The 22,012-nt window shown below is 70.3% G+C and carries 20 protein-coding genes and 1 riboswitch; of the genes, 6 read left to right on the forward strand and 14 right to left on the reverse strand.

Annotated elements, in window-relative coordinates:
• Positions 1–145 precede the first annotated feature (145 nt).
• From ilvN to Q1V88_RS00675, 3 genes are all read right to left on the reverse strand, one after another.
• Positions 146–682, reverse strand: a complete 537-nt coding sequence (ilvN, locus tag Q1V88_RS00665) for an acetolactate synthase small subunit (RefSeq protein ID WP_300676263.1) — start codon at positions 680–682, stop codon at positions 146–148.
• 13 nt (positions 683–695) lie between these two features.
• Positions 696–2,459, reverse strand: coding sequence for an acetolactate synthase large subunit (locus Q1V88_RS00670; protein ID WP_300676264.1), 1,764 nt, complete (start codon positions 2,457–2,459; stop codon positions 696–698).
• Positions 2,460–2,696: 237 nt separating this feature from the next.
• Positions 2,697–3,395: a GNAT family protein gene (locus Q1V88_RS00675; protein ID WP_300676266.1), complete on the reverse strand. Its 699-nt coding sequence runs from the start codon at positions 3,393–3,395 to the stop codon at positions 2,697–2,699.
• Between the two features lie 57 nt (positions 3,396–3,452).
• Here Q1V88_RS00675 and Q1V88_RS00680 point away from each other — a divergent pair, with 57 nt between their 5' ends.
• Positions 3,453–4,505 (forward strand): NAD(P)-dependent alcohol dehydrogenase, encoded by a 1,053-nt coding sequence (locus Q1V88_RS00680; protein ID WP_300676268.1) that lies wholly within the window; start codon positions 3,453–3,455, stop codon positions 4,503–4,505.
• Here Q1V88_RS00680 and Q1V88_RS00685 read toward each other — a convergent pair.
• Positions 4,492–5,526, reverse strand: coding sequence for a hypothetical protein (locus tag Q1V88_RS00685; protein WP_300676271.1), 1,035 nt, complete (start codon positions 5,524–5,526; stop codon positions 4,492–4,494). The two genes, Q1V88_RS00680 and Q1V88_RS00685, sit on opposite strands and share 14 nt — an antisense overlap.
• The gene (ilvD, locus tag Q1V88_RS00690) at positions 5,523–7,370 is read right to left on the reverse strand and encodes a dihydroxy-acid dehydratase (RefSeq protein WP_300676274.1); all 1,848 of its coding nucleotides are present in this window, start codon (positions 7,368–7,370) and stop codon (positions 5,523–5,525) included. The genes Q1V88_RS00685 and ilvD overlap by 4 nt, the downstream gene beginning before the upstream one ends.
• A 58-nt stretch (positions 7,371–7,428) precedes the next feature.
• Here ilvD and Q1V88_RS00695 point away from each other — a divergent pair, with 58 nt between their 5' ends.
• Genes Q1V88_RS00695 through Q1V88_RS00705 form a run of 3 tightly spaced genes read left to right on the forward strand, consistent with a single transcriptional unit; the run spans position 7,429 to position 11,575 of the window.
• A complete protein-coding gene (locus tag Q1V88_RS00695; RefSeq protein WP_300676276.1) occupies positions 7,429–8,142 on the forward strand; it encodes an HAD family phosphatase in 714 nt (237 codons plus the stop codon).
• Between the two features lie 17 nt (positions 8,143–8,159).
• A complete protein-coding gene (locus Q1V88_RS00700; RefSeq protein ID WP_300676301.1) occupies positions 8,160–10,706 on the forward strand; it encodes a glycosyl hydrolase family 65 protein in 2,547 nt (848 codons plus the stop codon).
• 35 nt (positions 10,707–10,741) lie between these two features.
• Positions 10,742–11,575, forward strand: a complete 834-nt coding sequence (locus tag Q1V88_RS00705) for an EamA family transporter (RefSeq protein WP_300676277.1) — start codon at positions 10,742–10,744, stop codon at positions 11,573–11,575.
• Here Q1V88_RS00705 and Q1V88_RS00710 read toward each other — a convergent pair.
• From Q1V88_RS00710 to Q1V88_RS00740, 7 genes are read right to left on the reverse strand one after another with little or no spacing between them, the layout of a single operon-like run.
• Positions 11,563–12,063: a hypothetical protein gene (locus Q1V88_RS00710; protein WP_300676279.1), complete on the reverse strand. Its 501-nt coding sequence runs from the start codon at positions 12,061–12,063 to the stop codon at positions 11,563–11,565. The two genes, Q1V88_RS00705 and Q1V88_RS00710, sit on opposite strands and share 13 nt — an antisense overlap.
• Positions 12,029–12,616: an SPFH domain-containing protein gene (locus Q1V88_RS00715; protein WP_300676280.1), complete on the reverse strand. Its 588-nt coding sequence runs from the start codon at positions 12,614–12,616 to the stop codon at positions 12,029–12,031. Before Q1V88_RS00715 ends, Q1V88_RS00710 begins: the two co-directional genes overlap by 35 nt.
• Before the next feature lie 25 nt (positions 12,617–12,641).
• Positions 12,642–13,451: an ECF transporter S component gene (locus Q1V88_RS00720; RefSeq protein ID WP_300676282.1), complete on the reverse strand. Its 810-nt coding sequence runs from the start codon at positions 13,449–13,451 to the stop codon at positions 12,642–12,644.
• On the reverse strand, positions 13,448–15,112 hold the full coding sequence (locus Q1V88_RS00725; protein WP_300676303.1) for an ABC transporter ATP-binding protein: 1,665 nt from the start codon (positions 15,110–15,112) through the stop codon (positions 13,448–13,450). The genes Q1V88_RS00720 and Q1V88_RS00725 overlap by 4 nt, the downstream gene beginning before the upstream one ends.
• Complete coding sequence (locus Q1V88_RS00730) at positions 15,112–16,194, reverse strand: energy-coupling factor transporter transmembrane component T (protein ID WP_300676285.1); 1,083 nt, start codon at positions 16,192–16,194, stop codon at positions 15,112–15,114. Before Q1V88_RS00730 ends, Q1V88_RS00725 begins: the two co-directional genes overlap by 1 nt.
• Positions 16,195–16,211: 17 nt before the next feature.
• Positions 16,212–17,075, reverse strand: coding sequence for a hypothetical protein (locus tag Q1V88_RS00735; RefSeq protein WP_300676287.1), 864 nt, complete (start codon positions 17,073–17,075; stop codon positions 16,212–16,214).
• A gap of 38 nt (positions 17,076–17,113) precedes the next feature.
• The gene (locus tag Q1V88_RS00740; protein ID WP_300676289.1) at positions 17,114–18,772 is read right to left on the reverse strand and encodes a prenyltransferase/squalene oxidase repeat-containing protein; all 1,659 of its coding nucleotides are present in this window, start codon (positions 18,770–18,772) and stop codon (positions 17,114–17,116) included.
• A gap of 69 nt (positions 18,773–18,841) precedes the next feature.
• Positions 18,842–18,987: riboswitch (cobalamin riboswitch) on the reverse strand.
• Here Q1V88_RS00740 and Q1V88_RS00745 point away from each other — a divergent pair.
• On the forward strand, positions 18,978–19,601 hold the full coding sequence (locus Q1V88_RS00745; RefSeq protein WP_300676291.1) for a deaminase: 624 nt from the start codon (positions 18,978–18,980) through the stop codon (positions 19,599–19,601). It overlaps the preceding riboswitch by 10 nt.
• 103 nt (positions 19,602–19,704) lie before the next feature.
• Here the strand turns inward: Q1V88_RS00745 and Q1V88_RS00750 are convergent, their stop codons facing one another.
• Positions 19,705–19,869: a hypothetical protein gene (locus Q1V88_RS00750; RefSeq protein ID WP_300676294.1), complete on the reverse strand. Its 165-nt coding sequence runs from the start codon at positions 19,867–19,869 to the stop codon at positions 19,705–19,707.
• A 72-nt stretch (positions 19,870–19,941) separates the two neighbouring features.
• Between Q1V88_RS00750 and Q1V88_RS00755 the strand changes: the two genes are divergently transcribed.
• Positions 19,942–20,439 carry a hypothetical protein gene (locus Q1V88_RS00755; protein ID WP_300676296.1) on the forward strand — a complete coding sequence of 166 codons (498 nt, stop codon included), beginning with the start codon at positions 19,942–19,944 and terminating at the stop codon, positions 20,437–20,439.
• Between the two features lie 100 nt (positions 20,440–20,539).
• On the opposite strand, the gene gatB is transcribed toward Q1V88_RS00755, so the two are convergent.
• Positions 20,540–22,012: Asp-tRNA(Asn)/Glu-tRNA(Gln) amidotransferase subunit GatB (gene gatB, locus Q1V88_RS00760; protein WP_300676298.1), on the reverse strand; the 1,473-nt coding region annotated here is incomplete at its 5' end.

Here is a 22,012-nt window from a genome sequence, read left to right on the forward strand (position 1 = left end):
TGGGCGTGGCCCTGGCTGCCGTAGCCGATGACCGCGACGTGCTTGCCCTGGATCAGGCTCAGGTCGGCGTCGTCGTCGTAGTAGATCTCAGCCACTGGGGCCTCTCCTTCTGGATTGATTTCTTCGGTGCCGAGTATGGCGGTGGTCAGGAGGCCGTCGGCGCGACGGGTACGCCGACCGGCTTGGTGCGCTCGGAGATCGACCGCGAGCCGCGGCCGATGGCGACCATCCCGCTCTGCACGAGCTCACGGATGCCGAACGGCTCCAGCACGCGCAGGAAGTCGGAGATCTTGCCGGCGTTGCCGACGATCTGCACGGTGATCGCGTCGGTGGAGATGTCGATGACCTTCGCCCGGAACAGCTGGACGACGTCGATGATCTCGCTGCGGTTGTCCACGGTCGCGCCGACCTTGACCATCACCAGCTCGCGGGTCACCGAGGAGTCGGGCTCGAGCTCGACGATCTTGATGACCTCGACGAGCTTGTTGAGCTGCTTGGTGACCTGCTCGAGCGGCGAGCCCTCGACGGTGACGACGATCGTCATCCGGGAGACCTCGGGGTGCTCGGTCGGGCCGACCGCGAGCGACTCGATGTTGAAGCCGCGCCGGCTGAACAGCGCCGCGATGCGGGTCAGGACGCCGGGCTTGTCCTCGACGAGGACGGAGAGCGTGTGCTGGGCCATGGTGGTCCGCCCCTTACAGGTCGTCGTGGTCGAAGTTGGGCGCGAGGTCGCGCGCGTACTGGATCTCGTCGTTGCTGGCGCCGCCGGCGATCATCGGCCACACCATCGCGTCCTTGTTGACCCGGAAGTCGACCACGACGGGGACGTCGTTGACCTCCATCGCCTTCTCGATCGTGGCGTCCACGTCATCGGCGGAGTCGCACGACAGGCCGACGCAGCCGTAGGCCTCGGCCAGCTTCGGGAAGTCGGGGATCCTGATGCGACCCTGGCCGGCTTGGCGCTGATGATTCTGGAGGTCGGTGTTGGAGTAGCGCTCGTTGTAGAACAGCGTCTGCCACTGCCGGACCATGCCGAGGTTCTCGTTGTTGACCACCGCGACCTTGATCGGGATGTCGTTGATCGCGCAGGTGGCGAGCTCCTGGTTGGTCATCTGGAAGCAGCCGTCGCCGTCGATCGACCAGACCGTGGCGTCGGGGCGACCGACCTTCGCGCCCATCGCGGCGGGCACGGAGTAGCCCATCGTGCCGGCGCCACCGGAGTTGAGCCAGGTGTTGGGGTGCTCGTAGCCGATGAACTGCGCGGCCCACATCTGGTGCTGGCCCACGCCCGCGGCGAAGATCGCCTCGGCACCGGCGATCGCGCCGAGGCGCTCGATGACGTACTGCGGCGCGAGCCCCTCGTCGGGGGTGTCGTAGCCGAGCGGGTACTTCTTCTTGATCCCGGCGACGTAGCCGACCCAGGACTCGTAGTCCCCCTCGTGCCCGGCGGCACGCTCGGCCTCGAGCGTGATCAGCAGGTCGGCCAGCACCTCGCGGATGTCGCCCACGATCGGGACGTCGGCGTGCCGGTTCTTGCCGATCTCGGCCGGGTCGATGTCGGCGTGGATGACCAGGGCGTGCGGAGCGAAGGTCTTGAGGTCGCCGGTGACGCGGTCGTCGAAGCGGGCACCGAGGCTGATGATCAGGTCGGACTTCTGCAGCCCCGCGACCGCAGCGACGGTGCCGTGCATGCCGGGCATGCCGAGGTGCTGCGGGTGCGAGTCGGGGAAGGCGCCGCGGGCCATCAGCGTGGTGACGACCGGGATGCCGGTGAGCTCGGCGAGCTTGCGCAGCTCACGGTGAGCCCCCGAGCGGATCGTGCCGCCGCCGACGTACAGGACGGGCTTGCGGGCGGCCAGGATCAGCTTGGCGGCCTCGCGGATCTGCTTGGCGTGGGGCTTGGTCACCGGACGGTAGCCGGGCAGCTGCAGCTCGGTGGGCCAGCGGAAGGTGGTGCTGGCCTGGAGCGCGTTCTTGGCCACGTCGACCAGGACCGGGCCGGGGCGGCCGGTCGAGGCGAGGTGGAAGGCCTCGGCGATGCGGGCCGGGATCTCGTCGGCGTCGGTGACCAGGAAGCTGTGCTTGGTGATCGGCATCGTGATGCCGCGGATGTCGGCCTCCTGGAAGGCGTCGGTGCCGATCAGGCTGGCAGCGACCTGGCCGGTGATGGCCACCATCGGGACCGAGTCCATGTAGGCGTCGGCGATCGGGGTGACCAGGTTGGTCGCACCCGGGCCCGAGGTCGCCATGCAGACGCCGACCTTGCCGGTCGCGGCGGCGTAGCCCTCCGCGGCGTGGCCGGCGGCCTGCTCGTGACGCACGAGGATGTGGCGGATCGAGGAGTCGAAGAGCGGGTCGTAGGCCGGCAGGATGGCCCCGCCCGGAATGCCGAAGATCGTGTCGACCCCGGCCGCCTCCAACGAGGTGACCAGGCTCTGTGCCCCGCTGATCTCACTCATCTGCTTTGTTCCTCACGTGTGTGGCTGGATCTGCTGACCTGGTCATGCTGGTCTCGTGCAACAAAAAACCCTCCGGCCGGATGGCAACGGAGGGAGACGCGTCTCTGGTGAAAACTCAGAGGGCGCGTCGCGAGCGTACGAGAATGTCCTGGCGCATGCCGTCAGACTACTCCTCGTGCCACACTTCCGTCACCTCAGTGTTGCACGTCGTCCCAGTATGTGAGCAAACGGGTCCCATCATGTGAACGCTTTGAGGGCCTTGATCTGGCTCCCCGCAGCGTCGAAGTTGGCCGGGTCGAGCCAGGCCTCGTGCGCCGTACGCAGCGCCGGCCACTCCCCGTCGATGATCGAGAACCAGTCGGTGTCGCGGTTGCGCCCCTTGACCACCCGGTGAGAGCGGAACCGGCCCTCGTAGGTGAACCCGAAGCGCGCCGCCGCTGCCCGCGACGGCTCGTTGGCCGCGTTGCACTTCCACTCCAGGCGGCGGTAGCCGAGCTCGTCGAGGCAGTACGCCTGCAGCAGGTGCACCGCCTCGGTCGCCGCCCGGGTGCGCTGCAGGGCGCGGCCGAAGAGCACCCAGCCGATCTCGACCGAGCCGTGGGCGGGGTCGATCGCCAGCAGCGAGAAAGTCCCCGTCGGCTGGCCGGCCCGCTCCCCCTCCAGAGGCACGATCGCGTACGTCGTCGGCGCCTCCTCGACGATGCCGGCCATCAGCATCCAGAACGACGACAGCGCCCCGGGCGCCTCGGCCGGCAGGTAGTCCCACAGCTCCGCGTCCTCGGGTCCGCAGGTCGCGGCGAAGAGCTCGGCGTAGTGCGCCGAGGAGAGCGGACGGAGCTCGACGTAGCGCCCCCGCAGCGTGACCCGCTCGGGCTCGGGACGCGGCGTCCACTCCGGCAGCGGCGTGACGGACGGCACAGGCTTCGGCTCGCTCACCCTGTGGACACTAGTGGCTCGGCTGGTGCGCACCACCCTGGGGTTAGCGTGGGGGTCATGCCTACCCAGACTGCCGCCCTGGTCGCCGACACCGCCGGGGCCCCGTTCGTCGCCCGGACCATCGAACGGCGCGACCTGCGCCCCGACGACGTCCAGATCGAGATCGCCTACGCCGGGATCTGCCACTCCGACATCCACCAGGTCCGGGAGGAGTGGGGCTCGGCGATCTTCCCGATGGTCCCCGGTCACGAGATCGCCGGCGTGATCACCGCGGTCGGCTCCGCGGTCACCGGTCTCGCCGTCGGCAACCGCGTCGGCGTGGGTTGCATGGTCGACTCCTGCGGCGAGTGCGACCTGTGTCGCGACGGCTTCGAGCAGCACTGCACGAAGGGCGCGGTGATGACCTACAACGGCCGCGGCTACGACGGCGAGGTCACCTACGGCGGCTACTCGCGTTCGGTGGTCGTCTCCGAGCGGTTCGCCTGCCCGATCCCCGACGGCATCGGCCTTGACGTCGCCGCTCCCCTGCTGTGCGCCGGCATCACGACGTACTCGCCGCTGCGACGCTGGGGTGTGGGGCCGGGCAGCAAGGTCGCCGTCGTCGGGATGGGCGGCCTGGGCCACATGGGGGTCAAGCTCGCCGTCGCGATGGGCGCCGAGGTGACGGTGCTCTCGCGCAGCGACGCCAAGGCCGCCGACTCCCTCGCCCTCGGTGCCAGTGCCCACCTGGCCACCTCCGACGCCGAGGCGATGAAGGCCAAGCGGGGCTACTTCGACGTCATCCTCAACACCGTCTCGGCGCCGCTGGACATGAACGCCTACCTCCGCCTGGTCAAGGCCCGTGGCGTGCTGGCCAACGTCGGCCTGCCGACCGAGCGCTACGAGGTCACCCCCGGCCTGCTGGTCGGCACCTCGAAGGTGCTCGCCGGCTCCAACATCGGCGGCATCGCCGAGACCCGCGAGATGCTGGCGTTCTGCGCCGAGCACGGCATCGGCGCCACCATCGAGACGATCGGCGCCGACGAGGTCACCGCCGCCTACGACAAGGTCGTCGCCGGTGAGGTGCGCTACCGGTACGTGATCGACGTCTCCACCATCACTGGAAGCTGACGAAGCGGACCCGCGGCCGGATCTTGCCCACCGCCGCGGGTCCCATCCGGTTGACGTCCTCGTCGTAGAACAGCTTGAAGCCCATCGAGAACTGCCGCGGGCGAGCCACGCTGCGGTACGTCGCCAGCTTCTGGCTCCGGGTGCCGAACCCGTCGACGTGCTGCACCATCGCGAGTCCGGGGCGGGCCTTGATCAGCTGCGGGCGACGGATCATCTTCTGCCGGAACTGGTGCAGCATGAAGATCTTCTCCGGCAGCCCACGCTGACGGCTGAACGTCGAGAGCCACGCCGAGGTGCGGTTGATCTCGGCCGCGTCGACGTGGCCGATCACGTGGCCCGGCACGGCGTGGCCGTGCATCCGCCACTCCGGGTCGAGGGCGAGCCCGACCCACGGGTCGGCCAGGGCCCACGACCAGCGCTTGGCGACGCTGAGGAAGTCGGCGTGGCCGGTCTGGATGTCGAGTACCACGAGTGCATTGTTGCGGTGGGCGGCGTCGATCCAGGACTGCACCGCGGCCCGGGAGATGTCGTGGCTGTAGGCGCCATGCTTGCCCGGGTAGCGGTCGGCGACGGTGACGATCAGCTCGTAGACCGTCTGCACCGGACGGCCCAGCACGGCGAACTTCGCTGCCTGGGCACGGAGCCGGCGGTCGCTGACCTGCGGGCTGCGCTCCCCCAGCACGCCGAGGGCGCCGTTGCCGGCGGTGCCGTAGTAGGCCACCAGGAACGGGTCGCCCTCGAAGATCCGGTGCCGACCACCGGGCAGCAGCGCCGGGACGCTGGGCGCCACCGGAGCGGCCGTCGTGGACGGCCGGGCCGAGGGTGAGGTCGAGCCTGACGCTGCCGCGCCGGCCGACGCCGTGCTCGACGGTGCCGGGGTGAGCGAGGTCGACGAACCCCCGCTAACCCCGATCACGACCCACGCCACCACGGCAGCGACGATCAGCCAGCCGCCCAGGATCCAGATCCGATCAGGCGGCCGGCCGACCTCGAGCCGTCCGGGCTCGCGGTCCTGACTCACTCAGGAACGCGGCGGTAAGCCCCGTCGGAGGCCGCGGTGGCCATCGAGGCGTAGGCCCGCAGCGCGGCCGAGACGACCCGCTCGCGCGCGAGGGGGGTGTACGGCTTGTCCCGCTTCTCCTGGGCGATCCGACGCTCGTCGAGGACGTGCTGGTCGACGTCGAGGTTGATCCGCCGGTTCGGGATGTCGATGGTGATCTGGTCACCATCCTCGACCAGGGCGATCAGACCGCCGCCGGCCGCCTCCGGGGAGACGTGGCCGATGGACAGGCCCGACGTGCCGCCGGAGAAGCGTCCGTCGGTGATCAGGGCGCACTTCTGCCCGAGACCGCGTCCCTTGAGGAACGAGGTCGGATAGAGCATCTCCTGCATGCCGGGGCCGCCCTTGGGCCCCTCGTAGCGGATCACGACGACGTGGCCCGCCTCGACCTTCTTCTTCAGGATGCCGTCGACGGCGTCGTCCTGGGACTCGAAGACGATCGCGGTGCCGGTGAACTGCCAGACCTCCTCGGGGACGCCGGCGGTCTTGACCACGCAGCCGTCCTCGGCGAGGTTGCCGTGCAAGATCGCCAGGCCGCCGTCGGCGGTGTAGGCATGCGCCAGGTCGCGGATGCAGCCCTCGGCCGCGTCGGTGTCCAGGGTCGCCCAGCGGTTCTCGGTGGAGAACGCCTCGGTGGTGCGGACCCCGCCGGGAGCGGCGTGGAAGAGCTCCAGTGCCTGCTCGCTCGGGTTCTCCGCCCGGATGTCCCAGGCGTCGAGCCACGCGGCGACCGAGTCGGAGTGGATGGTGTGGACGTCCTCGTTGAGGGCGCCGCCCCGGCGCAGCTCGCCGAGCAGGGCCGGGATGCCACCGGCACGGTGGACGTCCTCCATGTGGTACTTCGGGCTGTTCGGTGCGACCTTGGCCAGGCACGGCACCCGGCGCGAGATCGCGTCGATGTCGGCGACGTTGAAGTCGAGCTCGGCCTCACGGGCAGCGGCCAGGAGGTGCAGCACGGTGTTGGTCGAGCCACCCATCGCGACGTCGAGGGCGACGGCGTTCTCGAACGCGGCGCGGGTGGCGATGTTGCGCGGCAGCACCGACTCGTCGTCGTTGTCGTAGTAGCGCTGGCACAGCTCGACGACGAGGCGGCCGGCCTCCTCGAAGAGACCCCGGCGTGCCGCGTGGGTCGCCAGCGTGGAGCCGTTGCCCGGCAGCGAGAGGCCGATCGCCTCGGTCAGGCAGTTCATCGAGTTCGCGGTGAACATGCCCGAGCACGAGCCGCAGGTCGGGCAGGCCGAGCGCTCGATGGTGTCGAGCTGCTCGTCGGAGACGTTGTCGTTGGCCGAGGCGATCATCGCGTCGATCAGGTCGAGCTTCTCGTGCACGATGCCCTCGATCGCGACCGTCTTGCCGGCCTCCATCGGGCCACCGGAGACGAAGACGACCGGGATGTTGAGCCGCAGCGCGGCCAGCAGCATGCCGGGGGTGATCTTGTCGCAGTTGGAGATGCAGACCAGCGCGTCGGCGCAGTGGGCCTGGACCATGTACTCCACGGCGTCGGCGATCAGCTCACGGCTGGGCAACGAGTAGAGCATGCCGCCGTGACCCATCGCGATGCCGTCGTCGACGGCGATCGTGTTGAACTCCTTGGCCACGCCACCGGCGGCCTTGACCTGCTCGGCGACGATCTTGCCGAGGTCGCGCAGGTGGACGTGACCGGGCACGAACTCGGTGAAGGAGTTGGCGATCGCGATGATCGGCTTACCGAAGTCGGAGTCGGTCATACCGGTGGCGCGCCACAGGGCGCGCGCACCTGCCATGTTGCGGCCCGAGGTCGACGTGGCGGAGCGGAGAGTGGGCATGGACCAAGGGTAATCCCGCCGTGACCTACTGCGCTGCTCGCTCCCCTAGGCTGGACACATGACGGCCCCCGACTGGACCATCTACCAGGCAGTCCTCTTCGATCTCGACGGTGTGGTCACCCCCACTGCCCTCGTGCACGCCCGCGCCTGGGCGGAGATGTTCAACGACTACCTCCCGACTCTCCCGGAGCCGAGACAGGCGCCCTTCACCGACGCCGACTACCACGCGTACGTCGACGGCAAGCCGCGCTACGACGGTGTCCGTGACTTCCTCGCCTCCCGGGGGCTGCACCCCGACGAGGACGAGATCGTCAGGCTCGGCGACCGCAAGAACGACCTGGTCAACGAGGTCCTCGAACGCGACGGCGTCGAGGCCTACCCGGGGTCGGTGCTGCTCCTGGACCACCTGCGCGACCTGGGCATGCCGCTGGCGATCGTCAGCTCCTCGGCCAACGCCCGCGCGGTGCTGACCGCGGCCGGCCTGCTGGACCGGTTCGCCACCATCGTCGACGGCACCGTGGCCCGCGACCTGGGGCTGCCCGGCAAGCCGGCGCCCGATACCTTCCTCCATGCCGCCGAGGTGCTCGGCGCGACCGCCGCCACCTCGGTGGTGCTCGAGGACGCCGTCAGCGGCGTCGCCGCCGGCAAGGCCGGCCACTTCGGGCTGACCGTGGGCGTCGATCGCGGGGCCGGCTCCGCCCTGGCCGCCGCCGGTGCCGACGTACTGGTGGAAGACCTTGCCGAACTCGTCCCTGAAGGAGACAACGCGTGAGCGCCAGCCCCGACCCGATGGACCGATCACGATTCCCGGTCGATCCGTGGCGTCTGATCGAGACCTCGACCTCCCTGGAGGACCCGGGACTGACCGAGACCCTGTTCTCGGTGGCCAACGGCTATCTCGGGATGCGCGGCAACCCCGAGGAGGGCCGCCCGGCCTTCGCACACGGCACCTTCGTCAACGGCTTCCACGAGACCTGGCCGATCAAGCATGCCGAGAACGCCTTCGGCTTCGCCAAGACCGGTCAGACGATCGTCAACGCACCCGACGCCAAGGTGATGAAGATCTACGTCGACGACGAGCCACTCACCTTCGGCACCGCCGACCTGGAGGCCTACGAGCGCACCCTGGACTTCCGCGACGGGATCCTGCGCCGCTCCCTGATCTGGCGCACCCCCAGCGGCAAGCGGGTCAAGATCGACTCCACCCGAATGGTCTCAATGACCCAGCGCCACCTCGCGGTGCTGACCCTCGAGGTCACCATGCTCAGCGGCAGCGCCCCGATCGTGATCTCCAGCCAGCTGCTCAACCGGCAGGACGGTCGCGACGACCTGCACCACTCCAACCCGAGTGCTGCCCAGGGCTCGGACCCGCGCAAGGCCGCCGCGTTCGAGGAGCGGGTGCTGCTGCCGCAGATGTCGTACGCCAACGACGAGCGGATGCTGCTGGGCTACCAGGCCGCCCGGTCGGGGATGACGATCGCGGTCGCCGCCGACCACCACCTGTCCACCTCCGACGAGGTCGAGACCCTGGTCCGTGCCGACGAGGACCGCACCAAGATGGTCTTCCGCGTCGATGCCACCGAGGGCACCCGGCTGCGGCTGGACAAGATCGTGGGCTACCACACCTCGCGCGGCGTCCCGGTGCGCGAGCTCTCCGACCGCTGCGACAGGACCCTGGACCGCGCCAAGCGGATGGGCGTGCCGCGGCTGATGGACGAGCAGCGCCAGTGGTGGGACGAGTTCTGGGCCTCGGCCGACGTCGAGGTCGAGGGCACCGGCCCGCACCTGCGCGCGATGCAGCAGGCCATCCGGTTCAACCTGTTCTCCGTGGCCCAGGCCTCGGCACGCTCCGACGGCATCGGCGTACCCGCCAAGGGCGTCACCGGCTCGGGCTACGAGGGGCACTACTTCTGGGACACCGAGATCTACGTGGTGCCCTTCCTCACCTACACCCAGCCCGCGCTGGCCCGCAACGTGCTGCACTTCCGCTCGATGATGCTGCCCGCGGCCCGCGAGCGCGCCAGCGAGCTGGCCGTGTCCGGCGCCCTCTTCCCGTGGCGCACGATCAACGGCGAGGAGGCCTCGGCCTACTACGCCGCCGGCTCCGCGCAGGTGCACATCGACGCCGACGTGGTCTATGCGATGACGAAGTACGTCGCTGCGACCGGCGACCTCGGCTTCCTCATACGCGAGGGGATCGACGTCCTGGTCGAGACCTCGCGGATGTGGGCCGACCTCGGCTTCTGGCGCCAGCCCGCCGGCGGCGGTGAGGAGTCGTTCCACATCCACGGCGTCACCGGCCCCGACGAGTACACCACCGTGGTGAACAACAACCTGTTCACCAACGTGATGGCGCGCTACAACCTGGAGCAGGCGGTCGCCTCGGTGCGGCTGATCAAGCAGATCGCCCCCGCCGAGTACACCCAGATCGTCGGTCGGCTGCACCTGACCGACGACGAGGTCACCGAGTGGGAGCGCTGCGCGGCCTCGATGCAGATCCCGTACGACGAGGGCCTCGGCATCCACCCGCAGGACGACCTGTTCCTGGAGCGGGAGGTCTGGGACCTGCCGAACACGCCGCCGGAGCTGCGGCCGCTGCTGCTGCACTACCACCCGCTGGTGATCTACCGGTTCCAGGTGCTCAAGCAGGCCGACGTGGTGCTCGCGCTGTTCCTCCAGGGTGACCGGTTCACCCTCGACGCCAAGCGCGCCGACTTCGAGTACTACGACCCGATCACCACCGGTGACTCCACGCTGTCGGCGGTGGTGCAGTCGATCATCGCCGCCGAGGTCGGCTACCACGAGGTGGCGCTGAACTACTTCCTCGACGCCCTCTACGTCGACCTGGCCAACCTGCACGGCAACACCATCGACGGCATGCACATCGCCTCCACCGGCGGGGTCTGGTCGGCGCTGGTCTTCGGCTTCGGCGGGATGCGGGACTTCGGGGACCAGCTCTCCTTCGACCCGCGCCTGCCCGTGGAGTGGGACGCGCTCAGCTACAAGGTGCGCTGGCGGGGCAACCGGCTCGCGGTCAGGGTCACCGAGGAGCAGCTCGAGATCGTGCTGGAGGACGTCGCCGAGGGTGCCTCGGGCGAGGTCGAGCTGACCGTGCGCGGGGTGCGTCACGTGGTCACCGCCGACGCCTCCCTCAAGGTCGCGCTGCCGCACCACGGGCCGCGGACCTCGGGCCATCTGGGCGGCATCCCGATGGTCGGCGGAGTCCGGTCGGACGGCAGTCAGATCACGGCAGCGGTCCCGGAGCCGTCGTACGGTCCGATGGAGCCGCTGACGGGCGAGGTGCCGCTGCCCGACTACGACCCGAACCCGTCCTGAACGCCTCCCTCCGACGGGCTCCCTCCGCACGCGGGGTGGGGCCCGTCGGTCTCGTCATCCTCGGGGTGGTCTCGGTCCAGGTCGGCGCCGCGCTGGCCAAGCTGCTCTTCGACGAAGCCTCGCCGACCACGATCGTCTGGCTCCGGCTGGCGACCTCGACCGTGGTGCTGGCGGCCTGGGCCAGGCCCCGGCTGCGCGGCCGCGGCTGGGGCGAGTGGGGTCCCGCGCTCGGCCTCGGCGTCTGCCTGGCGGCGATGAACTGGGCGATCTACCAGTCCTTCGCCCGGATCCCGATCGGGATCGCGGTCACGATCGAGCTGGCCGGACCGCTGCTCTTCGCCGCGCTCGCCTCCCACCGACGCCGGGACCTGGCCTGGATCGGGGTGGCCGCCCTCGGGGTGGCGCTGCTCGGTCTGCGCCCGGCCGGGGTGACCTGGGCCGGGGTCGCCTTCGCCGTCGCTGCCGCGGCGGCGTGGGCCGGCTACATCCACTTCGCCGCCCGCACCGGCAAGGCCTGGCAGGGCCTGGACGGGCTAGCGATCGCCTCCGGGATCGCTCTGGTCCTGCTCACCCCGCTGACGCTGGGCTGGCACGGTGGCGAGCTGGCCTCGTCGCACCTGTGGCTGATCGGCGCCTGCGTCGGGCTGCTCTCCTCGGTGATCCCCTACTCCGCGGAGATGATCGCGCTGCGCTCGCTCTCGCCGGTGGTGTTCGGCGTCCTGGTCTCCCTCGACCCGGCCGCTGCCGCCGTCGCGGGGCTGGTCGTGGTCGGCGAGAGCCTCTCGGTGCTGCAGTGGCTGGCGATCGGGTGTGTGGTGGTGGCCTCGATCGGGATGACCCGGTCGGCCACCGCCGCTCACTTGGACTGAGTGCCGCTGGACTGAGTGCCACCCGCGCCCAGGACGAGGTTCGAGGAGCCGCCGGGCCAGCAGGTGAAGCCGGCCGGCACCGCCTGGTTGGCCTTGACCATGTCGTTGAGGATGTCGAGGCAGCGCGAGACCAGGACGTTGGGGTCCTTCGAGACCGACTGGGACAGCGCCTTGTTGGCGGCGGCCTGGGCGGCGGCGGTCTTCTCCTGCTGCTGGGCGATCCGGGTGTTGCCGACCTCGGCCTGGTAGGCGTTGATCTTGTCCTGCGTGGTCTGAGCCAGGGAGAGCAACGACATCGTCACCGAACGGACCGTGATCTGGCGCTTGCCGTTGTTGAGCTGGGCCAGCCGCTCGTTCATCGCGTCCTTGATCTTCGCCGAGTAGGAGTCCAGGTCCGGGGTCGCGGAGATCTCGAGGTTGGTCTCCCCCACGGTGCCGCTCGCGACCGCCTTGTCAACGTTGGTGAGCGGGTTGAAGTCGTGCAGCACTGAGTTGACCGACGCCTTGAGCTGGGGTGACGACCAGGCTCTTGCGAATCGTCGCGTTGACGTCGTTGGAGCGGTAGTTCTGGAAGAGCGTCGAGGCCTCCTCCGGTGCGATCTGCCACTGGATCGTCAGCGACGCACAGGCCGTGGAGCCGTCGCCGATGCGGACCTTGATGCACTGGTCGCCGTCGAACTCGTCGGGCTGGATCGCGGCGTCGAGCACGGTGACCTTGTGCCACGGCGCCTTGAGGTGGATGCCGGCGTTGAGGTCACGACCGGTCGGACGGCCGAACGAGGTGACCACGCCGACGTCCTTGGTGCCGACCTTGACCAGGCACGAGGCGACCACCACGACGACGGCGAGCACGCACAGCGCGGCACCGATCCAACGCAGGCCGCCGCGCATCGGCACCGTCACCGAGGTGGCGCCGTCCTCCCCCTGCTTCCGCTTCGCCGCGGTGGTCACCGGCACGGCGACGCTGCGAGCGCGCCGGGAGGCGAGCAGCGCGATCAGGCCGATCACGAGGAGGACGACGCCGAAGATCACAGAACCCATGGCCCCATCCTTTCTTATCCCGCTCTCAGGTTGCAGCCGTGGGGGTCTGCGCTGAGACGGTGCCGGTCACCGTCGCCCGACGCGCCGCACGGCGCAGGGTGGTCAGCACCGGCGCCCCGAGCAGCCCGATCGCCACCGCGGTCGTGATCGCGCGACCGGTGTCGAAGCTGGTGGTCGAGGTGAGCAGCGTGTACTTCGCGAAGGTGACCAGGTTTTCCCCCCACGACGCCGACGGGTCGAACGAGAGCGGCCCGTCATGGCCCGGCACACTGATCCCGGCCAGCGTCGGCCAGCCCTGGAGGTTGAGCAGCGCGCCGTACAGATAGGCCACCACGACGCCGTACGCCGCCAGCATCACGACCTCGCCACGACCGCGCACCCGACGCGGCAACAGCCCCGCCCCGAGCCCCATCCACGCGGTGGCGAGCATCTGGTACGGCAGCCACGGCCCGACCCCGGCGGTGAACAGGGCGCTGGCGAACAGGCTGGTGCAGCCCAGCATGAAGCCGAACGCAGGCCCGAAGACCCGGCCGCCGAGGATGACCAGGAAGAAGACCAGCTCGACGCCGGCGGTGCCGGCCGAGACGCCGCGCATCACCGCGTCGATCGCGGCCAGGACCCCGAGGATGGCGAGCACCCGTGGGTCCAGTCCGCCCTGGCTCAGCTCCGCGATCGCCACCACCACCACGACCGGCAGCAGCAGCATGAAGACGAACGGAGGCTGCACCAACGTGGCGTCGGACTGGTTGACCAGCAGCGGCCAGACCAGGGTGATCAGCCCGAACAGGCTGACCACTGCGAGCACCAGCGTCGAGCGCAGCGTCATCCGCATCATGCCGAGGCGCTCCCCTCGCCGCTGCGGGGTGCGGCACGGTCGAGGTAGGCGACCTGGGCGAGCACCTCGTCCACGGTGAGCCAGCCGGGGCCGAGCACCTTGGTGACCTGCGGGGCGAAGGCCGGGGTCTCGGCGACGACCCGGCGCGCGGGCCCCTCCGAGACCACCTCGCCCTCGGCCAGCACCACGACGTCGTCGGCGACGTGGGCGACGAACTCGACGTCGTGGGTGGCGACCAGGACGGCCCGTCCCGCTGCGGCCTGCTCGCGCAGGATCTGCACCAGCGCGGTCTTCGCCAGGTAGTCCAGGCCCCGGGTCGGCTCGTCGAGGAGCAGCACCGGCGGGTCGGCGGCCAGCACGATCGCCAGCGCGAGGGCGAGCCGCTGTCCCTCGGAGAGGTCGCGGGGGTGCCGCTGGTCGGGGATGCCCGGCACCAGCCGGTCCAGGATCGCCCGGGTCGTCGGACCGGCCGCGGCACACTCGGCCGCCACCGTCTCCAGGTAGAGCAGGTCGCTCGCCGTCTGCGGCAGCAGGCCGACGTGGCGGCGCCGTTCGGCGGGCTTGAGGTCGGCGGGGTCGACGTCGGTGCCGCCGGACCCGGTGACCCGGATCCGCCCGGCGCGCCGTTCTTGGGTGCCCTGCAGCGTCCACAGCAAGGTCGACTTCCCGCTGCCGTTGCGCCCCATCAGCGCGCTCACCCGGCCGGCGGTGAGCCGCAGGTCGACCCGGTCCAGCACGTGCCGACGGCCACGGTCCACCGCCACCCCGACGGCGGCCAGGGTCGGCGTCGCGACCGGGGCCGGCGTCGGGTTCAGGGACTCCGGGCCCGGTGCCTGCAGCCGGTCGACGGCGAGCTCGCGACGCAGCCGACGACGGGTCTCGCGGACGGTGAGCGGGAGCGGGTCCATCCGCAGTGCCCGTCCCAGCTCGATCAGCGGCGGGGCCAGCGGAGCGTCGGCCAGCATCTCGGCCGGCTCGCCGACCCGGAGGCTGCCGTCGCCGGGCAGCAGCGCGATCCGGTCGGCGAAGGGCACCACCCGTTCGAGCCGATGCTCGGCGATCACGACCGTGGTGGCCAGGTCCTCCACCAGGCGGGCCAGGGTGGCCAACACCTCCTCGGCCGCGGTCGGGTCGAGTGCCGAGGTCGGCTCGTCGAGGACCAGCAGCGCCGGATGCATGGTCAGCACCGAGCCGATCGCGACCCGCTGCGCCTGGCCGCCCGACAGCGTGCGCAGATCGCGCTGGCGCAGATCGGCGATGCCGAGCAGGTCCAGGGTCTCCTCGACCCGTCGGCGCATGGTCGCCGGTGCCAGCCCGAGCTGCTCCATCCCGTAGGCCAGCTCCTCCTCGACCGTGTCGGTGACGAAGCCCGCAGCCGGGTCCTGGCCGACGTACCCGATCCGCTCGGCGCGCTCGCGGGGCGGCGCCGCGGTGAGGTCCACGCCGCCGAGCAGGAAGCGACCCGAGAGGTCGCCGCCGCTGAACCGCGGCACCAGCCCCGACAGCACCCCGAGCAGGGTCGACTTGCCGGCACCGGTCGGTCCGGAGACGAGCAGCAGCTCGCCCTCCTCGATCTCCAGCCCGACCCGGTCCAGGGTCGGGCGGTCGGCGTCGGGCAGCCGCACCGTGATCTCACGGAGCTCGACCAGGGGCGGGGTCATCACGCGGGCACCTCCACGGCGTCGGCGACAGGGGAAGGAACCAGGACCAGGGGCGCCAGCGCGATCAGGATGGCGATCATGGCGGTCAGGCTGAGCGTCGGCGCGACGGTGACGAGCGGATGGGCGACCACCGTGTCGTGGTGGGCGACCCACCAGCCGGCGAAGCCGACCACCAGACCGGTGGCGACGAGGCCGACGTCATGCCCGCGCACCCGCTGTGGGCGGTACGTCGTCCGCGCCACCCGTCCGCCGGCGCTGACCAGCCCGAGGACGCAGACCGCAAGCCCGACGGCGACGGTGAGACCCGCGAGGGTGCCGTTCATCACCGTCGGATCGAGCAGCGCGTAGGCGCCCACACAGAGACCGAAGAGCCCCACCAGCATCAGCGCTCCGGTGATCCAGCGCTCCCGGCGCGAGGCCCCGGCCGAGCGGCCGTAGCCCCGGGTGTCCATCCCGGCGGCGAGCGCCATCGAGCGCTCGAGCGCGTCCTCCAGCACCGGCACGACGACGCGGCGCAGCCTGCCGCCGCGACTGCTGTCACCCTCGCGGAGCAGCTGGGCGCGCCGCACCCGAGCCAGCGAGTCGGCCAGCTGCGGCAGCACGGTGAGCGCCACCACGAGGGCGGTGCCCAGCTCGTAGAGCGCCGGCGGCAACGTGCGCAGCAACTTCTTCGGGTTGGCCAGGGCGTTGGCCGCGCCGACCGCGATCACGATCGCAGCCAGACGGAGGCCGTCGTACAGACCGAAGAGCAGGGACTCGCTGGTCACCGGACCGAGCAGATGGATGCCGAGCACCCAGTCCGGCAGCGGGATCTGCGGCAGGTCGACCAGGACGTGACCGCCGGCGGCCGAGCCGAGCAGCACCCGGAAGGCGAGCCGGACCGCGACGATCACCGCCCCGGCGATGAGGTAAAGGCGGAACGCCGCAGCCCACGGGTGGTCGCCCCGCCGCGCGAGGGTGACGAGGATCGTCACCGCGATCGCGAGGCTGGTGAGCCACGGGTTGGTGGTCTGGGAGGCGAAGGCCGCCACCCCGACCGCCCATGCCCACCACGCCAGCGGGTGGACCACGGCGCTGTTCATCGCCTCAACTCATCGCCTCAGCGGGCCCGCCGACGGACGAGGGTGACGCCGACGATCGCTCCGACCAGGACGAGGAGCACGATCGGCGGCACCCAGCCGGGCAGCGAGGAGCCGTCGTCAGTACTGGCCGAGCGCTGCGCCAGGGTCGCCTCCACCGTCGCCGGGTCCGGCACGGCGGTGCCGGTCGGGGTGGCCGAGGCGCCCGCCGACGGCGTGCTGCTGGTGCTCGTAGTGCTGCTGGGCGAGCCGGACGCGGACCCGCTCGCAGTGGCGGTCGGCGAGGTCGTGGCGCTCGCCGAGGCGCTGGGGGTCGCGGCCCGGGTCGGGGTGGCCGACCTGGTCGCCTTCGGCTTCGTGGTGGCGTGCTTGGTCGGCTTCGCGGTGGCGGCCGGCTTCGCACCGGTGGTGGGCGCGGTGGTGCCCGCCGCGACCGGACTGGCAGCGGCGACGCCCGGGGCGGTCTGGCTGGTGGTGCCCTGCCAGACCAGGGCGACCGAGTCACCCGGCTTGACCCGCAGCGAGTCGATCCCGACCGTGGCCGCGGCCCAGGAGCCGCCCTGCCGGGCGACGAAGATGTACCAGTGGTCCTTGGTCCGGCCCCAGCACTCCTCCCCTGCCGCCGGGACCGCGTTGACCTGGCAGACCGTGTCGGGTCCGCCGGGACCGGCGGTCAGGGTGTTGCCCGCGCTGGTGAACGCAACCCGGGCGATGGTGCCGGTACCGCAGCCCTGCGCGACGCCGCCGAGGGTGCCGTAGTCGACCACGACGTTCACCCCGGTGCTCGTGGTGCAGTACGCCGCGTGGGCCGGAGCGGCGCCGAGCACGGCCAGGCCGGTGGCCCCGACGATGCTGAGCATCGCCGAGGCCACCGCGATCCGCATCGTCCGGACGGTACGGCTCGTGCGAGCGAGGAGCTGGATCAACGGGTGACCTTGATCTTGGTGCTGCCCACCCGGTTGGCGAACTGGCCGACCACGCTGAGCTTCTTGGTGCCTGCCGAGGTCTTCTTGGCGACCTTGACCTTGATCACGGCCTTGCCGGAGCTGGTCGCCGTTGCGGTGCCGATCTTCTTGCCGGCCAGCTTGAGGGTGACCTTCTCCCCCGCCGCGAGCCGCTTGATCGTGACGGTGATCTTCGTGCCGCGCTTCACCTTGGAGGTCGACGTGACCTTGAGGGTCGCCGCGCCGAGGACCTTGAGCTTGGCAGTGGTGGTGCCACCGACCGTGCTCAGCGTCAGCGTGCGGGTCGCCGTGCCGGCCGGAGCGGTCACCGTGAGGGCACCGTTCGCAGAGACCTTGACCGCGGCCTTCGCACCCGTGACACACGCCTGCTGAGCCGATCGGAGGCCGGCGACCGTCACCCTGGTGGCGCGGCCGGCGGCGACGTACGCCGTGGTGGTGGTGAGCTTGGGAGCAGTAGCCGGGAGGTACGCCAGCGCAGCGACCGACTGACCGGAGGAACGCAGCCACTGGCCACGGCTGACATCGTCAATCCCGTAGGTGCCGCCGTCTGCCAACGCCTCGTCGTCGTAAGCGATCGCACCGATGTCGGCCTTCAACTTCGCCGACGTGCAGACACCGATGCCCTGAACCTGATGCGCGGCGATCCAGGTCGCGGCCTGCGCTGCGTCGGCCGAACGCCCAGCCAGACCCAACGCCCATCCGGCAAGGCCGGTGTCGTTGGCGTTTGCAACGAAGGTGCCCCCTGCCCCAAAGGAACCGTTGTCGGCCTGCGCGGTGGCCAGCCACGAGGCAGCCTTCGCGATCGCATTGGTGACTGCCGTTTCCTGGGCACCGGCCTTGGCCTTCAGCCCGACCAACTGAACAACAGCTGTTGCCGTACCGCCGACGCTCGGCGCCGCGGTACCGGCATCGCAGGTTGCGGCCGAACCGCTCGCCGCCAGTCCCTCGGCGAACCAGCCGTCACTGCACTGCTGAGCGAGCAGGTACGTCAGGGCGGCACTGCCTTCAGAGCTGGACGCGTTGATCAGCGCCCGAGCAGCGAAGGCCTGGCCGAAGATGTTCTCGTAGTTGCTGCCGGCGTCGGCCACCCCGTCACGGGTGGCGCCGTCGGAGATCCGGCCGGCGGCGTCGGTGACGCCCTCCAGGTCACTGACCAGGGCGGGCAGGACGGCGGCCGCAGGTGCCGCCACCTGTAGGCCGACCACCTTCTTCGCCAGAGCGTTCGATGCGGTCGACTCGATCGTCGCCGGGTGGTCAGGGTCGGTCCAGGTGTCGGTGTATGACGAGTGCGCCCCATAGGACGTGGCGCCCGCAACCCCAGTGCCGATCGTGGCGATCGTGGAGGTCTGAGTACCGAGCGCCTGGAGGACCATCGCCGTATCGATGCTCAGACCAGTATCCGCATAGGTGCTGCCGTACGACTGGTATGTCAACAGACCGCTAGCGCTCACCTGGCTGGCAAGCCACGCCGCAGCGGCCTGAGCCTCCGGTACCGGGACCGGCGTCGACGCGGGAGCCGCCGTGGCCGGGGTCAGGGTGCTGACGGCGAGTGCGCTTCCGAGGAGAGCCGCGCCAGTCAAGGCGGCGGCACTGCGCCGCGCAACGATCTTCTTCATGGTGTCCTTCCCGCTGCAACAGCGGGGCCTCACCTGCGAGGACGCCCACCGTTTTTCCGCGACAGCGTGGTTGTCAGGTCGCTCCACGGCAGGTATTCCGGCTGTGACGGTTGCGGGTCAGCGTCGAAGTTGCATCGACTTCCCCCACACGCGGGCGAGATGTGGAATTAACCCGCTGAACATACCCCAGCGGCACCCTGGTGCCATGATCGATCGCGCCAACCCCCTCACCGCCCGCCGCCTGCTCGAGGTGATCGAGTCCGACATCGTTCCGCTGACCCGTCGCGGGGTCGCGGCCGGCAACAAGCTCTTCGGTGCGGCGCTGCTGCACCGCGACTCCCTCGACCTGATCGTGGCCGAGACGAACAACGAGATCGAGAACCCGCTATGGCACGGCGAGATCCATGCGATGAAGCGGTTCTTCGAGCTCCCCGCCGCCGCCCGTCCTGCGCCGAGCGAGGTCCTCATGATCGCGACCCACGAGCCCTGCTCGCTGTGCCTGTCCGGGATCGCCTGGAGCGGGATCGGCGAGGTGGTCTACCTGTTCAGCCACGCCGACTCCGCCGACTCGTTCGCGATCCCCTACGACATCGCCATCCTGCAGGGCGTGTACGCCGTCCCCGACCCGGACCGCTCCGCCCCCGCGCCGGGCCGGGACCTCTACAACAGGAGCAACCCCTACTTCACCTCCCACGACCTCGCCGCCGCGGTGCGGGGGCTGGGCGATCAGGACCTCGACGCCCGGGTGGCGCGCCTGGTGACGACGTACGACGGGCTGAGCGCGACGTACCAGCAGCACAAGGGTCAGGGGGCGATCGCCCACGCGTGACACCCACGCGCCCCGACCAGGACACCTCGCCGTGACATAGTGCCCAGGACCTTTGTCACTCCGGAGCACGGAGTCACATGAACATCCTCACCTCGGCGCGCCGTCACGGGCGCACCAGGACCATCGCGGCGCTGGCCTCGACGGCCGTCATCGCAGGAGGGCTCGGCGTCGTCGCGACGACGGTCGGGGCCTCCCCCGCCTCGGCGGCGATGCCGGCGGTCTGCAACACCAGCTTCGTCGGCGTCAACAGCGCCGGAGCGATCGTCAAGCGGAGGTACCAGGACGGCGTCTCCGAGGCCCACAACCTGAATCCCGGCCGTCTCGGGTCGTCCCGCGCGGCATGGTCGGGACCGGGACGGGCGGAAACGACTTCATCGGGGAGGGTTTCCTCGCCAACAGCCCCGCTGGCGTCATCTATGGCGTCGGGGTCAGCGCCAAGACAAGCTACAACGACGTCGTCATCACGAAGGTCGCCGTCAACAACACCTGGAGCTCGATCAAGTCCCTGTCCTGGGGCTCCGGTGGCGTCTACGGGCTGTCCGACACCGGCGGCTTCTACCGCTACCAGACCGACGGCGGCGCACCGTACGGCCGCGTCACGATCGGCACCAGCGGCTGGACGCTGAACACCATCACCTGGGACCGCACCGGCGTCGTGCCCGGCACCACCCGCAAGGCCGACATCTTCGTGGCCACCTCCAAGGCCGGGGCGCTGATCGAGTACACGATCCCGCTCGACAAGCCCGCCCGGTGGAGCAGCAAGATCCTGAAGGCCTCCACCTGGGGCAACTTCAAGGCCCTCACCGCGTCGGGCTGGACCGAGAAGATCTACAGCTGAGACACCGGTCCTCGAACGATCGATGGAGCGTGACCGTCAGTATCTGACGCTCACGCTCCATCGATCGTTCTCAGGTCTCGTCGCCGAGACCCGACTCAGCTCAGCTCAGCTTCTCCATGATGATCTCGCGCACGCGGGCGGCGTCGGCCTGGCCGCCCATCGCCTTCATCACGGCACCGATCAGCGCACCGGCGGCACCGTGGTTGCCGCCACGGATCTTGTCCGCGACAGCGGGCTGCGCCTCGATCGCGGCGTCGACCGCTGCGGTCAGGGCACCGTCGTCGGAGACCACGGCCAGGCCGCGGGCAGCGACGATCTCGGCGGGCGTGCCCTCGCCGGCGTACAGGCCCTCGAAGACCTTGCGAGCCAGCTTGTCGTTGATCGTCTTGTCGTCGATGAGCTTCTGCACCTCGACGATCTGAGCCGGCGTGACGCCGACCTCGGCCAGCTCGACACCGGTGTCGTTGGCGCGACGGGCCAGCTCCGACATCCACCACTTGCGGGCGGCCTGCGGGGTGGTTCCGGCCTCGACGGTCTCGATGATCAGGTCGAGCGCCTCGGCAGCCAGGACGTCACGCATCTCCAGGTCGGAGAAGGCGTACTCCGCCTGGACCCGAGCCCGACGCTCGGCCGGGTTCTCCGGCAGGGTGCCGCGCAGCTCCTCGACCCACTCCCGGCTCGGGGCCACGGGCACCAGGTCCGGCTCGGGGAAGTAGCGGTAGTCCTCGGCGTCGGACTTCTCCCGGCCCGACGACGTGGAGCCGTCCTCCTCGTGGAAGTGACGCGTCTCCTGGAGCACCGAGCCCCCGGCGAGCAGGATGCCGGCGTGGCGCGACATCTCGTAGCGCACTGCCCGCTCGACCGAGCGCAGCGAGTTGACGTTCTTCGTCTCCGACCGGGTGCCGAGCTTGGTCTCGCCCTTGGGGGCCAGCGACAGGTTCACGTCGCAGCGCATCGAGCCCTGGTCCATCCGGACGTCGGAGACGGCCAGCGCCTTGATCAGGTCGCGCAGCGCCGAGACGTAGGCCTTGGCCACCAGCGGCGCCTTCTCCCCCGCGCCGAGGATCGGCTTGGTGACGATCTCAATCAGGGGGATGCCGGCCCGGTTGTAGTCGATCAGGGAGTAGTCGGCACCCTGGATGCGGCCGGTCGCGCCACCCACGTGGGTGGCCTTGCCGGTGTCCTCCTCCATGTGGGCCCGCTCGATCTCGATGCGGAAGATCTCGGGCTCGCCGACGCCCTCGCTGATGTCGACGTCCAGGTAGCCCTCGAACGCGATCGGCTCGTCGTACTGGGAGGTCTGGAAGTTCTTCGGCATGTCGGGGTAGAAGTAGTTCTTCCGCGCGAACCGGCACCAGGACGCGATCGAGCAGTTCAGCGCCAGCCCGATCTTGATCGCGTACTCGATCGCCCGCTCGTTCACCACGGGCAGCGAGCCGGGCAGGCCGAGGCAGACCGGGCAGGTGTGCGTGTTCGGCTCCGCGCCGAACGTCGTGATGCAGCCGCAGAACATCTTGGTCACGGTGCCCAGCTCGACGTGCGTCTCGAGCCCGAAGACCGGCTGGTACTTCTG

It is taken from the genome of Nocardioides sp. (assembly GCF_030150155.1).
GTDB lineage: Bacteria > Actinomycetota > Actinomycetes > Propionibacteriales > Nocardioidaceae > Nocardioides.